Source organism: Pseudomonas sp. MF08831 (assembly GCF_059862645.1).
On sequence record NZ_JCBCUX010000010.1, the window covers coordinates 179,580 to 195,077 of the forward strand.

Here is a 15,498-nt window from a genome sequence, read left to right on the forward strand (position 1 = left end):
GTGTATCAGGCCTGGCGCTTGGGTAATTCGATCAGCACTTTCAGGCCACCCAATACACTCTCCTGCAACTGCAACACTCCGCCCCACACCTCGACGATATCGCGCACAATCCCCAGCCCCAAACCATGGCCGTCGATCTGTTCATCCAGACGCGTACCCCGGCTGAACACCTGGTCGCGCTGACTCTGCGGAATGCCCGGCCCGTCATCTTCAACGGCCAGCAAATAGCTGTGCGGCGTTTCGCTGATGCTCAAGCGTATTTCCGCATCCGCCCATTTGCAGGCGTTGTCCAGCAGGTTGCCCAACAGCTCCAGCAAGTCTTCACGGTCCCAGGGCAATTGCAGGCCGGGCGTGAGGTGGTAACTCAAATCCAGGTGTTCACCGTGGATCATGTTCAGCGTGGCCAGCAGGCCGGGCAGCTCTTTTTCGCAATCAAACAAGGCACCTGGCAGGGTTTCGCCGGCAAGGCGCGCGCGGTTGAGTTCGCGATTCAGGCGTTGCTGCACTTGCTCCAGCTGGTCGCGCAAAAGCTTGCCCAGTTCGGGATGGGCCTTGAGCTGCTCACTGGAGGCCACGCTCAAAAGCACGGCCAACGGCGTTTTCAGCGCATGCCCCAAGTTGCCCAACGCATTGCGCGAGCGCTTGAGGCTGTCTTCGGTGTGAGCCAGCAGGTGGTTGATCTGCGCCACCAGGGGTTCCAGTTCCAGCGGCACTTGAGTGTCGAGTTGTGAGCGCTGGCCTTGTTGCAGTTGAGCGATCTGTTCGCGGGCGGTTTCCAGCGGGCGCAAGGCGCGGCGCACCGTGACCCGTTGCAGGATCAGCACCAGCAGCAATGCCGCAAGGCCCATCACCAGGCCGATCTGACGCATCAGACGGAAACTTTCCCGCACCGGCGTGTAGTCCTGGGCCACGCTGATGGAAATCGACTGGCCAAAACGCTTGTAGTCCGAGCGCAACACCAGCAGTTGCTGGCCTTCCGGGCCCAGTTGCAGGTTGCCCTTGAGCCCGGCTTCCGGCAGCCGGGGCAATTCCTGGTCCCACAACGAACGGGAACGCCAATGAATGTCGGCAAAATCAATACGGAAATAATGCCCGGAAAACGGCCGCTGATAGGCCGGCGACAAACGTTGTTCATCCAGTTGCACACCGTTCGGGCCGCGCACCAGCGCCACCAGCAGGTTTTCACTGTCGTTGCGCAAGCCCGCTTCCAGGTAGCGCTGCAAACCGGCCTCGAACAACCACAGGCTGGTTTGCGCCAATACCACGCCGACGATCACCATCACGCTGATCAGCCCCAGGCTCAGGCGCCGCTGAATCGACCTCATGCAGGGCTGGCGCCAAAGCGGTAACCCTGGCCGCGCCGAGTCTCAATCACGCTGCGGCCCAGCTTGCGACGCAGGTGGTTGACGTGAACTTCCAGCACGTTGGAGTCGCGCTCGGTCTCGCCGTCATAAAGATGCTCGGCCAAGTGGCTTTTCGACAGGATCTGTTCCGGGTGCAGCATGAAGTAGCGCAACAGGCGGAATTCGGCGGCGGTCAGCTGGATCTCTTCGCCGTCGCGCAGTACACACTGGCGGCCTTCATCCAGGTGCAACCCGGCAGCTTGCAAGGTGGGCTGGTTGGCGTGGCCATGGGAGCGGCGCAACAACGCCTGAACACGCAAGTGCAGTTCTTCGGGGTGAAAGGGTTTGCTCAGGTAATCGTCGGCACCTGCCTTGAGCCCTTCGATGCGCTCGGCCCAGGAGTCGCGCGCGGTGAGAACCAGCACTGGCGTGGCCAGGGCGGCTGCGCGCCATTGCGCCAACACGTCCAACCCCGGCAGGCCGGGCAAACCGAGGTCGAGAATGATCAGGTCATAGGGTTCGCTGCGGCCCTGATAGGCGGCATCGCGCCCATCGGCCAGCCAGTCGACGGCATAGCCCTGGCGCTGCAGGCCGGCCAGCAGTTCATCGGCCAAGGGAACGTTGTCTTCCACCAGAAGCAGGCGCATCAGTCGTCTTCCTTATCTTTGAGCAGCACGCCGGTGGTCGCATCCAGCTTGATCTCGCGCACCACGCCTTCGGTGGTCACCAGCTCCACCTCATAAGCATATTGGCCGTGTTTTTTTTCAAGCTCGGCTTCCAGCAACCGAGAGCCGGGGTAGCGCGCCATGGCCTGTTGCAACAGTTGCTCGAGCGGCAGGATCACGCCCTGCTGGCGCAGTGCCAAAGCTTCATCCTGGTTGAGGTCGCGGGCCGCCAGGCTGGAACAAAAAGCCAGGAGCACCAGCACCATCAAACCACTGGCGCGTCGATATACCTTCATTACGTTTCCTGATGATTCTTGAGCACGTGCCCGCTGAGCGCGTCCAATTCGACTTCCCACTCGATGCCGTCGGCATCTTCCAGTTCTACTTGGTACAAGTACTTGCCGTAGGCCTCGTCGAGGTCGGTGTCCAGCAGGGTCGAACCTGGGTGAAGTGCCAGGGCCGTGGCTTCCAGCTGATCAAAGGCGACGATTGTAACAGTGCCAGGCAATGTCAGTGGTTTGTCAGGGTCCACTGCCCAGGCCTGTGCCGAGGTGCAGGCGATGATACCGGCGGCGACCAGCGCTGTGAGGCGCTTCATGGCAAATCTCCGTTTCAGGATGTTTTTCCTACGCAGGCCAACGTACCCGCTGCAACTTAACTGAAACTGAATTGCCACCATGGCATTTTTCAATCGCCCTCTTTTACCCATCACTCGCGAGTTTTCCTATACTGCCCCGCTCGCTTGAACAGAGACTGGTATGACAGCCATCCACATCAAATTTCCCGCGTTGACGCTCAAGGCCGGTAAACGCGCCTTTGCGCGCATTCGCGAACAGGGCCTCAAACCTGCGGATGTCGGTATCCTGCCCGGCGCGGCCGGCGGCCCCAAGGCATTGGGCATCCAGGGGCTGGACCTGGCCTTGTTCGGCGACTGGTTGCCGCGCGCCCCCCGCGAGCGTGCGCTGATCGGCGCCTCCATCGGCTCCTGGCGGTTTGCCAGCGCCTGCCTGCCCGACCCGGTGCAAGGCCTGCTCGACCTCGGCCGCCTGTACAACGAACAACGCTTTGCCAAGGGCGTGACCATGGCCGAGGTCAGCCGCAGCTGCCAGCGCATGCTCGACGACTTGCTCGCAGGCCGTGATGCGCGGGTGCTGGACAACCCCGACTATCGCCTGAACATCATGGTGGTCAAAAGCCACGGCCTGCTCGCCGATGACCATCGCGGTCGGCTCGGTCTGGGCTTGTCGTCGGTCATTGCCGACAACCTGCGCGGCCGTGCGCGGCTGGCGCGGCACTTCGAACGGCTGATCATCCACGACCCGCGCCAGGCGCCGCCGGTGCATCCGCTGAAGGACTTCCCTTCGCGCTTCCTCGACCTGGACCTGCGCAACTTGCGCCAGGCACTGCTGGCGTCCGGCTCGATCCCCATGGTGATGCAAGGGGTACGCGACCTGCCCGGCGCGGGCGCCGGCACTTACCGCGACGGCGGCCTGCTCGACTATCACCTCGACCTGCCCTACCACGGCGATGACATCGTGCTGTACCCGCACTTCACCGACCGGGTCATCCCCGGCTGGTTCGACAAGGGCCTGCCGTGGCGGCGCAGTAATCAACAGGGCTTGCAGGACGTATTGTTGCTGGCCCCATCCAAGGACTACTTGGCCCGCCTGCCCCACGGCAAGCTGCCGGACCGCAGCGACTTCAAGCGCTTCATGGGCGATGACCCGAGCCGCAACAAGTACTGGCAAACCGCAATGAGCGAGAGCCGACGGTTAGGCGATGAGTTCCTGGAACTGGCAGATAACGGCACATTGGGCGAGCACTTGCTGGCGCTATGACCCAGCGGTATGCGCGGCGAAGGATCAAGCTGTTAAACTCGCCGCCTGCCAGATACCTGACCGAGCTGAAAATACTGTGGAAATCTTCAAAGAATTTACCTTCGAGTCCGCCCACCGCCTGCCCCACGTGCCGGACGGCCATAAATGCGGGCGCCTGCATGGGCATTCGTTCAAGGTGGCGATCCACCTGAGCGGCGACCTCGATCCGCATACCGGCTGGATTCGCGACTTCTCGGAGATCAAGGCGATTTTCAAGCCGCTCTACGAGCGCCTCGACCACAACTACCTCAATGACATCCCAGGCCTGGAAAACCCGACCAGCGAGGTGCTGGCCAAATGGATCTGGACTGAGCTCAAACCGCTGCTGCCGGAACTCAGTGCGATTCGCATCCACGAGACCTGCACCAGCGGCTGCATCTATCGCGGCGAGTAAGCGATGGCACGTTGAAGAACCACCTGCGGGTGGTTTTTTTATGCCCGGAGAGCCTCGATGTAAAGCAGCCTTGACATGGTAATTGATCATACCTAACGTAAAGCACACTTTACTTATGGAGAGAGTCATGTCGCCCAAACGCTTTCTGATGGAATTCGCAGTCGTCATGGTGGTGTACATTTTGTGCGTCGTGGTTTCCAGCTCGCTCGTTCGATCCATGCCTGACGGGGTCGCCAAAATCGCCCTGGCGTTGCTGCCGGTGATTCCCATGATCGCGATGGCGGTTTCGATCGTCCGCCGCGTGAACGCCATGGATGAAATGGGCCGCAAGATCCAACTGGATGCTCTCGCTGTGGCGTTTGTCTGCACCGCACTCACGACGTTCAGCTACGGCTTTCTGGAAACCGCCGGTTTTCCACGCCTGTCGGCCTTCATGGTGTGGCCGATCATGGGCGGCGTCTGGTGCGTGGCCACGATCGTCGGCACAAGGCGCTACCAGTGAATAATCAGCTGCGCCAGTTGCGCGCCGAACGGGGTTGGTCCCAGGCCGACCTTGCACAGCGCCTGGAGGTTTCGCGCCAGACCGTCAATGCCATCGAAACCGGCCGCTATGATCCGAGCTTGCCGTTGGCATTCAAGATCGCCAAGGTGTTCGAGCGCAGTATCGAGGCGATCTTCGAAGCACCAGCAGACTGAGTCATTTGTTACAGGAGCACACTGCAATGATGCGCCCCGCCACCCCTGATGACGTTGCTGCCATCGAGGCCATTGTCGAAGCCGCCTACTCGCCCTACATCGAGCGGATCGGCCGCAAGTCCGGGCCGATGCTTGAGGACTATCAGCTGTTGGTCGAGGCTGGCGGCGTTTACGTGCTGGACAACGCCCGGAAGGTTCAGGGGTTCATTGTCCTGCTCAAGGGCGAAGGCGCTTTGCTGCTGGACAACCTCGCTGTAGCGCCTGACGCCCAGGGCTTGGGATTCGGAAGACTGCTGATGGATTTTGCCGAACGACGCGCCATCGACGCCGGCTACGCATTGATTTACCTGTACACCCATGAAACCATGACCGAGAACATCGCGTTGTACACACGCCGTGGCTACGTGCAAACCCATCGCGCCGTGGAACAGGGTCTGCGCCGTGTGTACATGACCAAGCGCCTTTAGCAGCAGCTGATCCAATTTGTATCACCGCTGCACTGCTTTCGTGCCCGACTGGGCACAAAGACCACTGTTCCCTGCGACTCTCCCCAATGCGGCTATAAATACTGTGCACGGTGCACAGCATCCTGCGTGCGCCTGTCACTTCTGCCGATCTGGCACGCGCGGTGCAACAGGCCTGCGTCACTCATTCAGGGAGCAGGGCCATGACTCAGCAAGAACCGGGCAACGATTACCCCCTCAGCGAAGTGCCGATGCATGCGCGCAAGGGCCTGGCATCCACCGCCATGGTGCTGCTGGGGTTCACGTTTTTCACCGCGACCATGTTTGCCGGCGGCAAACTGGGCGTAGCGTTCAGTTTTACCGACATGCTCGGCGTTGTGGCCCTGGGTAACCTGTTGCTGGGCATTTACGCCGCGGGCCTGGGTTACATCGCGTTCAAGAGTGGCTTGAATTCAGTGTTGATGGGCCGCTTCTGCTTTGGCGAGGTCGGCAGCAAGCTCAGCGACTTGATCCTCGGTTTTACCCAGATCGGCTGGTACGCCTGGGGCACGGCCACCGCCGCCGTGGTGCTGGGCAAGTATTTCGAGCTGAGCCAGGGCAGCGTGTTGGGCCTGATGGTGCTGTTCGGCATGGTGTTCTGCGCCACGGCGTATGTGGGATATCGCGGGCTGGAGGTGCTGTCCTACATCGCGGTGCCGGCCATGGGTATCCTGCTGTTTCTGTCGATGTGGGTCGCCAAGGTAAAAGTCGGCGGGCTGGACGGCCTGCTGGCAGTCGTGCCGACAGGCGAGCTGGATTTGTCCACCGCGATCACACTGGTGTTTGGCACTTTTGTCAGCGGTGCCACCCAGGCCACCAACTGGACGCGGTTTTCCCGTTCGGCCAAGGTCGCGGTGCTGGCCAGCCTGATCGGATTTTTTATCGGCAATGGTTTGATGGTACTGATCGGGGCCTATGGCGCCATCGTCTACCAGCAGCCAGACGTGGTGGAAGTGTTGTTGCTGCAAGGCTTCGCGATGGCGGCCATGGCCATGTTGTTGCTCAATATCTGGAGCACCCAGGACAACACCATTTATAACTTTGCCGTCGCCGGCTGCAACTTGCTGCGGACCCGCCGCCGCAAGACCGTGACCCTGGCCGGTGCGGTTATCGGCACCCTGCTCGCGCTGCTCGGAATGTACGACATGCTGGTGCCCTACCTGATTTTGCTGGGCACAGTGATCCCACCGATTGGCGGCGTGATAATGGCAGACTTCTTCTACCGGTATCGCGGCCAGTACCCGCGCCTGGCCGAGACGCGCCTGCCGGCATTCAATTGGCCTGGGCTGGTGGCGTACGCGGTGGGCACGGTGCTGGCGTTCCACTCGCCCTGGGTGGCGCCACTGGTGGGGATTGTTGCCGCGTCGCTGACCTACGTCGTGCTGACCGCCGTGCTGCGTGTGCGTGCGCCGCTGGCTGATGCCCCGGCATGAGCCTCACCGTCGCCGATGTACTGGCCCTGCCCGGCCTTGAATCGATGCGCCTGCGCGCAGGTGACAGCGGCCTGGATAACGCCGTGCGCTGGCCGTATGTCGCGGAAAACAGCGGGATTGCCGAGTGGGTACTGGGCGGCGAGTTGGTGTTCGTCACCGGCATCAATCACCCACGCGATGAACCCAACCTCCTGCGTTTGCTTGAAGAAGCGTGCCAGCGTCAGGTTGCCGGTCTGGTGATCCTCACCGGGCCGGCCTATATCCAGACAATCCCCCAGCGCCTGTTGAGCGCCGCCGAAGCGGCCGGCATGCCGCTGATCGAGCAGCCTTACTCGCTGAAAATGGTGCTGGTGACACAGGCGATTGGTTCGGCGCTGATCCATTCCGAGCAACTGGGCCGTTCGCGACACGACGTGCTGGAACGCTTGCTCGCCGGTGATTATCAGTCCCTTGAGGTGTTACTGAATCGGGCAGCGCAGCTGGGCATGTCGCTGGCCGGGCATTGGCAGGTTGTCCAGTTGCAACTGGAGGGTGGCGAGGCATTATTTGCCCAGGGTGATACTGCGCAGACGGAGGCGCAATTGGCCCGGCAGCACGACAGTATCGCGCGTCGATTGCGCCAGTTTTCGGCGCGGCATCATGCAGCATTGCCGATTGTGGGCAGGGCTGGGCACTGGACATTGTTGCTGCCGGCCACCGATGCCGTGCAAGCGTTGGCCAATCGCCAACAATGGGTTGCCTGGCTTAACCCCTTGAACCTGCGGCTGGCCCCTTTGAAACTGTTTATCGGCCTGAGCGCCGCTGCCCACCCACCCGCGAGCCTGGCTCAGGCGCAGGATGAGGCACGCCAGGCCTTGGCGGCGGCGCGACGTTTCAGCGACCGCGCCGGGCTTTGCGTGTATGACGAACTCGGCGTATTGAAGCTGCTCAGTGGCGTGCGTGATCGCGCCCTGCTCGACCAGTTTCTCAATGAGCGCCTGGGCCCGTTGTTGCGCCACGACCGCCACCATGGCCCCTGCCTGATGCCGACCCTGGAAGCCTGGTTTCACGAGAATGGTAACCTTGTGGCCGCCGCGCAGCGCCTGGCCCTGCACCGCAACACGGTGACGCACCGCGTCCAGCGTATCGAAGCCCTGAGCGGGCTAACGCTGGGCAATTCATATGACCGCCTGGACATCGGAATAGCCCTGATGATCTGGCGGCTGACTGCCTGATTGTCTTTAGCCAAGAGGAACTTGCCCATGCATATCATCAACGCCCGCCTGCGCAACCGTGAAGGCCTGCATGATCTGCACCTGGAACACGGCCGGATCGCCAGCATCACTTCGCAAACCGAGGTACCTGCTTTAAGGGCCGGTGATTTGGACGCCGCTGGCAACCTGGTCATACCGCCTTTTGTTGAACCCCACATTCACCTCGACGCCACCCTTACGGCTGGCGAACCGCGCTGGAACATGAGCGGCACGTTGTTCGAAGGCATCGAATGCTGGGGCGAGCGTAAAGCCACGATCACCCAGGAAGACACCAAGACTCGCGCCAAAAAAACCATCCAAACCCTGGCAGCCCACGGCATTCAGCATGTCCGCACCCACGTCGACGTCACTGACCCCGAGCTCACGGCACTCAAAGCCATGCTTGAGGTACGCGAAGACAGCTCGCACCTGATCGACTTGCAAATCGTCGCCTTCCCCCAGGAAGGCATCGAGTCCTACCGCAATGGCCGCGAGTTGATGGCCGAGGCCATTCGCCTGGGCGCCGACGTCGTCGGCGGCATTCCCCACTTTGAGTACACCCGTGACCAAGGCGTCAGCTCGGTGAAGTTCCTCATGGACCTGGCCGAACGCACGGGTTGCCTGGTGGACGTGCACTGCGACGAAACCGATGACCCTCACTCGCGCTTTCTCGAAGTGCTGGCCGAAGAAGCCCGCAGCCGCGACATGGGCGCACGCGTCACCGCCAGCCACACCACGGCCATGGGCTCCTACGACAATGCGTATTGCGCCAAACTGTTTCGCCTGCTGGGGCACTCAGGAATCAGCTTCGTCTCCTGCCCCACCGAAAGCATTCACCTGCAAGGCCGCTTCGACAGCTTCCCGAAACGCCGCGGCGTGACCCGCGTCAACGAACTGCTCGAAGCCGGCATGAACGTATGCTTTGGCCAGGATTCGATCGTCGACCCTTGGTACCCCCTGGGCAACGGTAACATCCTGCGGGTCCTGGAAGCCGGTTTGCACATTTGCCATATGCTCGGCTATCGCAATCTGCAAAGTGCTCTGGACCTGGTCACCGACAACAGCGCCAAGGCCATGGCCCTGGGCGAGCGTTATGGCCTGGAGCCGGGGCGCCCGGCCAACTTGCTGATCTTGTCGGCAAACAGCGACTACGAAGTTATTCGCAGCCAGGGCCTGCCGCTGTACTCAATCCGCAATGGCAAAGTGCTGATGAAACGGCAACCGGCGCAGGTGGAGTTTTTGTAACCGGCCTGACTACACAATGGCGTCGAGGTCGAGCGGATGCACCTTGCCTGAACCGTCATGAATCGGCGCAGGAATACTGGCAACTTGCGCCAACTCACGGTTTTCAGGGTGGCTGAACCAACGCTTCAAGCTGGGTTGCAGGTGCGCGCGATCGGCGTGACTGCCATACACGTCGCGGGCGTCCAGGCGCCGCCAGCGCAGGGACTCCAAGCGTTGGCGACTGGTGCGCAACCGGTCAATTTCTGTGTTCAACGCCTGGCTATGTTCGTGCCCATAGCCACGCTGGTTTGAGGGGCGGCGACGGTCCAGCTCGCGGTTCTTGTCGCGCAACTGCGCAGTCATGCTCTCAAGGGCACGGTCCAGCAGCTCAAATTCTCTCTGCGTGACCAGAGGCCCTTGGCTATCAACGGTTTGTTGCCAGCGACGCAACGTGGCCCAGGCCGCCGGGATGTAACTGGCCGTCATGAAGTGCTGGCTGGCCTGAAACAGTTGTTTCAGCACGTTGGCGCGGTTGGGCATGTCACCTTGAAGTTGCAAGGCACGGTTACAACCGGCCTGCAGAATAGACTCACAACCGGGCGTCCATAACACCGAGGAATGCGTGCCATCGGCCAGTTTGATCGGCATGAAGTGCTGCTGTTCGCCGTGATGCTGGTAGGGACTGCCACCCACACGCACCAGGCCGGCGGCAAACAGAAGCCCACCCGGACCGGGTGCGCTGAACAACGCCACTACACCCGGAACCCAGAGTTTTGCGGTGGTGTTCATCCACGTGGCCGGAACGCTGGGCACCGGGTCGTTGTGGTTGACGATGCGATGGTGGACCAGCGCTGAGGCGCCTTCGGTAAACTCGGCGTCGGCGGCGCGAGGCGCGCCATAGGTGTAGAGGAGAATGTTGTACTGAGTGTCGGGGATTCGTCGCAATCCTTCTGCCAGGAGCAAGGCGATGGCGCCGCCGAGGCTGTGGCCGCAGATTACAATGCGCTGGCCGCTGTGAAACTGCTCGAGGTATCGCAGAATAAAATCGCGCATCGCTAGGTACGCCTGATAGAAGCCCTTATGGGCTTTGCCCACGCCGTCAGAAAACGGCACTTGGTGGGCGTCGGCGTCTCGCAGTGCATCGGCGCCGCTGGCGGTGCCTCGCACAGCGATCAGGATGATTTCAGCGTGATGAGTGATGAACGCCTGAGTGTCCGTTCCGAACTGCTCATCGTTGAAAAAATGCACCAGAGCAGGATGCTCCTGTTTTGCGCCAAGCTCAGAGCGGTTCTGTGGGTACACGTCAGGGTCGAAGGGCACGATCTCAAAACGCTGGGAGTATGGGACTTCCTCATAGAGCGGGTAAAAGCGCTGCACCTGCTCGCGATCAACATTCCAGGCTTCTTGATAGGCCGAAAGCTTTTCGACGAACAGATTCCCTATGCCGGGATCCAGAGCAAAGCTGACTTGATCCACCGGATTCGTTGGAGGCTGCTGGCCAAAATCGCAGTAACTCAAGGTAGCCATCAGCGCCAATTGGTAGAGGTTCAAGGCGCAGAAACGATCCTCTGTGGATAGCATCGGGCGCAGGGCTCGCAAAGGTCGTACCTCCAGCACGGTATGCAGGTTGGGGAACAACACCACACCTGACAAAGTCGGCTGAGGCGGACCGAAGCCCAACTCAGCCATCATTTTTAACGCATGGCGTTGAGGTGGGTAAGTGCGGGGCGCCAACGGCGGTAAGTGAGCAACATGCCGGACCAGGTCGCGCACTTCTACCTGATAAAACCGGTCCGCTTTGCGCTGTGCAGGATTTCCCTCGATACGCTGGCCGTCAGCAGTGCAAAAGCGGGTTTGTTCGGCCCGGGCCTGGAGTTCGGTGATGGGCAATTTGTAAGTCTTGCGCGTACTCAATTCAAAATACGGCTGCTCATTTCCAGCGTATAGCCCCTCCAGAATAAGCACGACAGGACCGCAGTAAAATCCTTGTAGCTTGGCAAACCCCTCCCCAGTCAGCCTGCCATTGTACGAGTGGCCCGTACTGTCATAGACAGTGTAACCAAGCCCGCCGTAGGCCTTCCCACTGCCCGTTTCATCAACCAGACAAAAGCTTGCCCAATGCCCTTTCAATGCACATGCAGGCATGTTGCTGCTGAAAAAAGCTTGCTTGCGCGCTTCTTGATTCATGACTCGACTCCTTGTCAATTACAGGTGGGATAGACATCACAAGTGCGTCCATCCGGCATCTTTATAGGTTTGAAGTCCTTGTTATCGGGCTCGCAAGCTCCCTGCTGATCCTCAAAGCTTTTACCCCTGCAGCGTTTCCAACCTCCCGGTACAGCTATCCACCGCCGGTCAAAAGCCGGTTCTTCCTGATCTGAAAGCGCCAGTTCCAGCCTGACTTTTTTTCCAGGTAACAGCTCTCGCTGCACGACACCGCCCGCTCGAACTTTCTGCCGCTGCCCTCCTGCGTCCAACGCTCTGCACTCCAGAATTTTTCTGATTGCATGCAAGGGCCCCACCGTGCGAAAAAACCACCTGCATTGACCGGCCAGCTCCTGCACACCTGAGCCGGGCATCCCTGCTACGCGCTCAGATTCGACAGGATCTGCGAAATAGATAGCGGCTGAATCTCCACCGACATCTGCGTCGCGCTCGCCCCATTTCGCATAAATGTCGAACTCCACGCTCTTCAACACCGATGGGCATCCCTCGATGGTTTCAGTCAGCGGCAGGTCATAGCTCACTCGTTCGGCCACCGGTTTGTAATCAGCAATAAAGATCTTCCGCTCTGGCCTCTTGCCTCGACGTCGCGGCAAGGTACACAACTGGTCCCTTGCAGGACCGTAGTTAGCCGCCCCTGTAAACCGAAACTCCGCAGGCAAATCCACCTCCAGCGTGAAGTGATTGACCGGCCCCACCGCACATCCCGAAAGCCATCCCGCACCCAGCGCGACCAATGCACCACGCAGCCGATTATCCATGCTTGCCTCCCAGCCTGCGCCACTGCGCCGATACTCGTTCGAAGTGGTCCCCAGGCGTTTCTCCTTGCATTGGCTGCCACTGAATGACGCAGGTACGCGTTGCCTCTTCCAACCTGCGCACCACCAGGAACTCAAGCTGTTGCGGCGCACGCCATTGCCACGCACGAGCCTGTTCCAATACCTGAGATAACCAGATTCGAGGGTCCTGGAATTCAATCAGCGCGGCGAGGTCTTCGCTGTGCTCGGTCAGCAGGTAACGCAGGACATTGGCGTGCAGGATGGCCGCCGTATGGGGGTTGGGGGTGTTGAGCCAGGGTGCCGGAACTGGCACCGGATACTCACCGGGGGCCGGATTATCGCCGTGGTGCCAATGGCCCTCGTGCCAGTAGCACACGCTGATCAACGGGCCGAGGAACACCGGCCAGTGCTCACTCGGCAGATGAGCCAACACGCGAGCCAGGGTTCGATTGTCATGAAAGCGATACAACGCCTGGCTGCCCTCGAGCCCTACCAGCATGCGCTCGCGCCAATGTCGGGCCGCACCGGCCAGGTCGTCGTCGGGCAGGCTTGCCAACCAACCCCAGTCAGACTGCGGGTGCTGCAGCAGGTCGAACAGCGCAGGCTCACTTGCCTGCTCCAATAGCAGGATCACCGGACCAACCGCTGCCAGTTCGGCCACAGCGCTCTCACCGTAGAGACTGCAATATTGCGACAGATTACGGGCTGCCAGCAGCGGCTGGCGTGCCTCATGGTTGCCGTCAAGGATCAGACACAGTCGGCGGCCCGCTTGTTGCTGTTGGGCCATCCAGCGGCCAGGCGTGCTCTGCATCAAGCAGCCCTCCGTTTGATATCGCACTGGCCTTCGCGGCATTGCTCGCACACAGGACAAAAATCAGCCCCCAATTGCCGGGCCAACGCCATGACGAGGCCTTGTGCGACCGCCATTTTCGGGCCTGTTGTTGCTGAAAAGGGGCTCGCTGATGAATTCGGGGGTGGCAGGCCGCCGACGGTAATGGGTTTGCTGGTGAAAATACCGCCGGCCTGAACCAGCACATACTCACCCCCAGCCCTGAGGCTCAGTTGCGCGCCCGCATCGATGACCAGGCTGGCACCTGCCTTGAGATGGATTTGTTGCCCGGCTTCTATGACCAGCAAACGCCCTACCCGTGTCTGACTGTCGCCCTGCACGTCCAGGTGATCATGCGCTTTGAGTTCGACATTGCGATCACCCCCGATATGACGACGCTCGCCGCTTTGCAGGTGAGCCGTGCTCAGTCCCCGGATGATTTCGTGGCGCTCTCCGACGACCTCCAAGCGACTGTCGTGCCCCACTTTCTGCTCCAGATCACGCTGAGCGCGCAAGTAGATGAGTTCCTCGCCACGGCGATCTTCAAGGTGCAGTTCGTTGGCTCCCCCGCCGCCCGGCGAACTGCGGCTGCGCAAGACACTGCGGGTAGCGTGCTGCGGCAAAGGATAGGTCGGCATGTGCAGCGCATTGGGCAGGCAGCCGTTGATCAATGGCCGGTCGGGGTCGCCCTCCAGGAAGGTCACCAGCACCTCCATGCCCACGCGCGGAATCATCATTGCGCCAAAGCCATCCCCCGCCCAACCGGACGCTACCCGTACCCAGCAGCTGCTTTTGTCATCGGCGTTTTCCAGGCGATCCCAATGAAACCGTACCTTCACCCGGCCATAAGCATCGCAATACACCTCCTCGCCCGCAGGCCCTGTCACCGTGGCGGTTTGACTGCCATTGATGGTCGGCTTCGGGTGCTTCAGACGAGGCCGATAAGGCGCGCGCCAGGGTGTGGCGATGAACCGGTTGCGGTAGCCCTGGAATGCGTCCGTCTCAACCACCGCTTCCTCAAGTACCTGCGGTTGATAACCCTCATGACGCACTGATGTGATCAACCAAAGGTCGTTGCAGGCCGGATCGGGGTGATCGCGCAGTTCGAGGAAATGGCCGCTGCTCAACGCAGCTTGATCACTGCTACCCAGCGCGTGATGACGGTCGCTCTGATGGCGCTCCAGGCTTCGGCGCGCCAATTGTTTGCCCCGTGCAGGGTCAAAGAAGCCACCAGGGTAGCGATAATCCTCCAAAGGTTGCGCCCAGGCAGTGCCTGCCGTGTCGTGCAAGCGCAACAACGGGTGCTCGAAATCATGATCGCGGCGAGCCGTATGCCGAGTGCGGGTTTCCAGGCGCACCTCGAAACCCTGGATCACCCCCGATTCGTCGACATAGTCATGCACCGGACAGTAGCGCTGCGCAGGCAAGCGCCGAAACACCGTCTGGTCGTCACCAAACACCAGCACGTGATTGTTCGTGCTGTGGCGGAAATGGTAGTGAATGCCCTCCTCTTCGCACAGGCGCTGGATGAAGTGCAGGTCGGTTTCAGCGTACTGCACGCAGAACGTGCGTGGCGGATAGACCACCGGGCCGAGTTCGAAGCAATAGGCGTCGGCAAGGATACCGTGATGCTCAAGCACCGCAGCGATGATCTGCGGCACACTGCGCTGCTGGAAAATCCGCTGGTCACGCCGGTGGGCCAGGCACGCCAGCCGGGGGGCCAGGGTGAGGTGATAACGGGTCAGCCGCGCGCCCGGATCATCACGGCCGATGGCGTGGATTTGCCCATGCAGCCCTGCGTCCGCCGCGCCGAAGTCAAGATAGGCAGGCTGATGGAGCAGTGCCTCAAGGTCCAGCGAGGCGTTTTCACTGACTACCTGCAGTTGAATGAAATAAGGCTGATCAATGACTTCATTGCCTTCAAAAGCGAGCACTTGAAAGTCGCTGGCAACTTCTGGAAGTATCAATTTGAAACGTGTTGACATTAACGCACTCACCATCCGTAGTTACCCATCATCACATAGTTGACTGAAAGGCTTTCTCCCGTCGGATGTTGATCGAACAGCTGGGAAAAAGCGCCTTAACGCAGTGAAGCTTAGCGATTTCAGGCGAAATTCGGCTCTTCAAAAACAAAAAAGAAGTTTCGTACATTGGGGTCGGAAGTGTCTTTTACGAAACATTACAGCGCGTTAATAAAGCAACTAAGAACAACAAGAAATTTCCCACACTAACTTCACAAACCTAACTAACCAATAAAGAAACAGCTGACACTAACCCACGCCATCAGCTGCTCTGTCACG

The 15,498-nt window shown here is 60.3% G+C and carries 16 protein-coding genes; 8 read left to right on the plus strand and 8 right to left on the minus strand.

The genetic code is table 11. The features are described 5' to 3' along the window. Positions 1 to 5 precede the first annotated feature (5 nt). The 4 genes from AC19YS_RS21105 to AC19YS_RS21120 are packed head-to-tail and all read right to left on the minus strand — an operon-like array spanning position 6 to position 2,606. Positions 6 to 1,325, minus strand: a complete 1,320-nt coding sequence (locus tag AC19YS_RS21105) for a sensor histidine kinase (RefSeq protein WP_500602562.1) — start codon at positions 1,323 to 1,325, stop codon at positions 6 to 8. Further along, the gene (locus tag AC19YS_RS21110) at positions 1,322 to 1,990 is read right to left on the minus strand and encodes a response regulator transcription factor (protein WP_106580083.1); all 669 of its coding nucleotides are present in this window, start codon (positions 1,988 to 1,990) and stop codon (positions 1,322 to 1,324) included. Before AC19YS_RS21110 ends, AC19YS_RS21105 begins: the two co-directional genes overlap by 4 nt. Then, entirely contained in the window at positions 1,990 to 2,304 is a 315-nt protein-coding gene (locus tag AC19YS_RS21115; protein ID WP_106580082.1) for a PepSY domain-containing protein, read from the minus strand. Before AC19YS_RS21115 ends, AC19YS_RS21110 begins: the two co-directional genes overlap by 1 nt. Continuing rightward, positions 2,304 to 2,606 carry a PepSY domain-containing protein gene (locus AC19YS_RS21120; protein ID WP_124416961.1) on the minus strand — a complete coding sequence of 101 codons (303 nt, stop codon included), beginning with the start codon at positions 2,604 to 2,606 and terminating at the stop codon, positions 2,304 to 2,306. The genes AC19YS_RS21115 and AC19YS_RS21120 overlap by 1 nt, the downstream gene beginning before the upstream one ends. 160 nt (positions 2,607 to 2,766) lie before the next feature. On the opposite strand from AC19YS_RS21120, the gene AC19YS_RS21125 reads away from it, so the two are divergent. The 8 genes from AC19YS_RS21125 to codA all read left to right on the plus strand — a co-directional run bounded on the left by AC19YS_RS21125 (position 2,767) and on the right by codA (position 9,388). Further along, positions 2,767 to 3,846 (plus strand): patatin-like phospholipase domain-containing protein, encoded by a 1,080-nt coding sequence (locus AC19YS_RS21125; RefSeq protein ID WP_124416960.1) that lies wholly within the window; start codon positions 2,767 to 2,769, stop codon positions 3,844 to 3,846. 76 nt (positions 3,847 to 3,922) lie between these two features. Then, positions 3,923 to 4,279: a 6-carboxytetrahydropterin synthase QueD gene (queD, locus tag AC19YS_RS21130; RefSeq protein ID WP_017736453.1), complete on the plus strand. Its 357-nt coding sequence runs from the start codon at positions 3,923 to 3,925 to the stop codon at positions 4,277 to 4,279. 127 nt (positions 4,280 to 4,406) lie between these two features. Continuing rightward, on the plus strand, positions 4,407 to 4,781 hold the full coding sequence (locus AC19YS_RS21135) for a hypothetical protein (protein ID WP_106580079.1): 375 nt from the start codon (positions 4,407 to 4,409) through the stop codon (positions 4,779 to 4,781). Then, complete coding sequence (locus tag AC19YS_RS21140; protein WP_106580078.1) at positions 4,778 to 4,975, plus strand: helix-turn-helix transcriptional regulator; 198 nt, start codon at positions 4,778 to 4,780, stop codon at positions 4,973 to 4,975. Before AC19YS_RS21135 ends, AC19YS_RS21140 begins: the two co-directional genes overlap by 4 nt. Before the next feature lie 26 nt (positions 4,976 to 5,001). Continuing rightward, entirely contained in the window at positions 5,002 to 5,442 is a 441-nt protein-coding gene (locus AC19YS_RS21145; RefSeq protein WP_500602563.1) for a GNAT family N-acetyltransferase, read from the plus strand. Between the two features lie 200 nt (positions 5,443 to 5,642). Then, positions 5,643 to 6,911 carry a cytosine permease gene (gene codB / locus AC19YS_RS21150; protein WP_500602565.1) on the plus strand — a complete coding sequence of 423 codons (1,269 nt, stop codon included), beginning with the start codon at positions 5,643 to 5,645 and terminating at the stop codon, positions 6,909 to 6,911. After that, entirely contained in the window at positions 6,908 to 8,125 is a 1,218-nt protein-coding gene (locus tag AC19YS_RS21155; RefSeq protein WP_500602566.1) for a PucR family transcriptional regulator, read from the plus strand. Before codB ends, AC19YS_RS21155 begins: the two co-directional genes overlap by 4 nt. Positions 8,126 to 8,152: 27 nt before the next feature. Continuing rightward, positions 8,153 to 9,388, plus strand: a complete 1,236-nt coding sequence (gene codA / locus AC19YS_RS21160; protein ID WP_106580074.1) for a cytosine deaminase — start codon at positions 8,153 to 8,155, stop codon at positions 9,386 to 9,388. Positions 9,389 to 9,397: 9 nt separating this feature from the next. On the opposite strand, the gene AC19YS_RS21165 is transcribed toward codA, so the two are convergent. From AC19YS_RS21165 to AC19YS_RS21180, 4 genes are read right to left on the minus strand one after another with little or no spacing between them, the layout of a single operon-like run. Then, complete coding sequence (locus tag AC19YS_RS21165) at positions 9,398 to 11,554, minus strand: lipase family protein (protein ID WP_200624889.1); 2,157 nt, start codon at positions 11,552 to 11,554, stop codon at positions 9,398 to 9,400. 14 nt (positions 11,555 to 11,568) lie between these two features. Continuing rightward, on the minus strand, positions 11,569 to 12,351 hold the full coding sequence (locus tag AC19YS_RS21170; RefSeq protein WP_500602567.1) for a hypothetical protein: 783 nt from the start codon (positions 12,349 to 12,351) through the stop codon (positions 11,569 to 11,571). Continuing rightward, the gene (locus AC19YS_RS21175; RefSeq protein ID WP_500602568.1) at positions 12,344 to 13,180 is read right to left on the minus strand and encodes a DUF4123 domain-containing protein; all 837 of its coding nucleotides are present in this window, start codon (positions 13,178 to 13,180) and stop codon (positions 12,344 to 12,346) included. The genes AC19YS_RS21170 and AC19YS_RS21175 overlap by 8 nt, the downstream gene beginning before the upstream one ends. Beyond that, on the minus strand, positions 13,180 to 15,198 hold the full coding sequence (locus tag AC19YS_RS21180) for a type VI secretion system Vgr family protein (protein ID WP_500602569.1): 2,019 nt from the start codon (positions 15,196 to 15,198) through the stop codon (positions 13,180 to 13,182). Before AC19YS_RS21180 ends, AC19YS_RS21175 begins: the two co-directional genes overlap by 1 nt. Positions 15,199 to 15,498 lie beyond the last annotated feature (300 nt).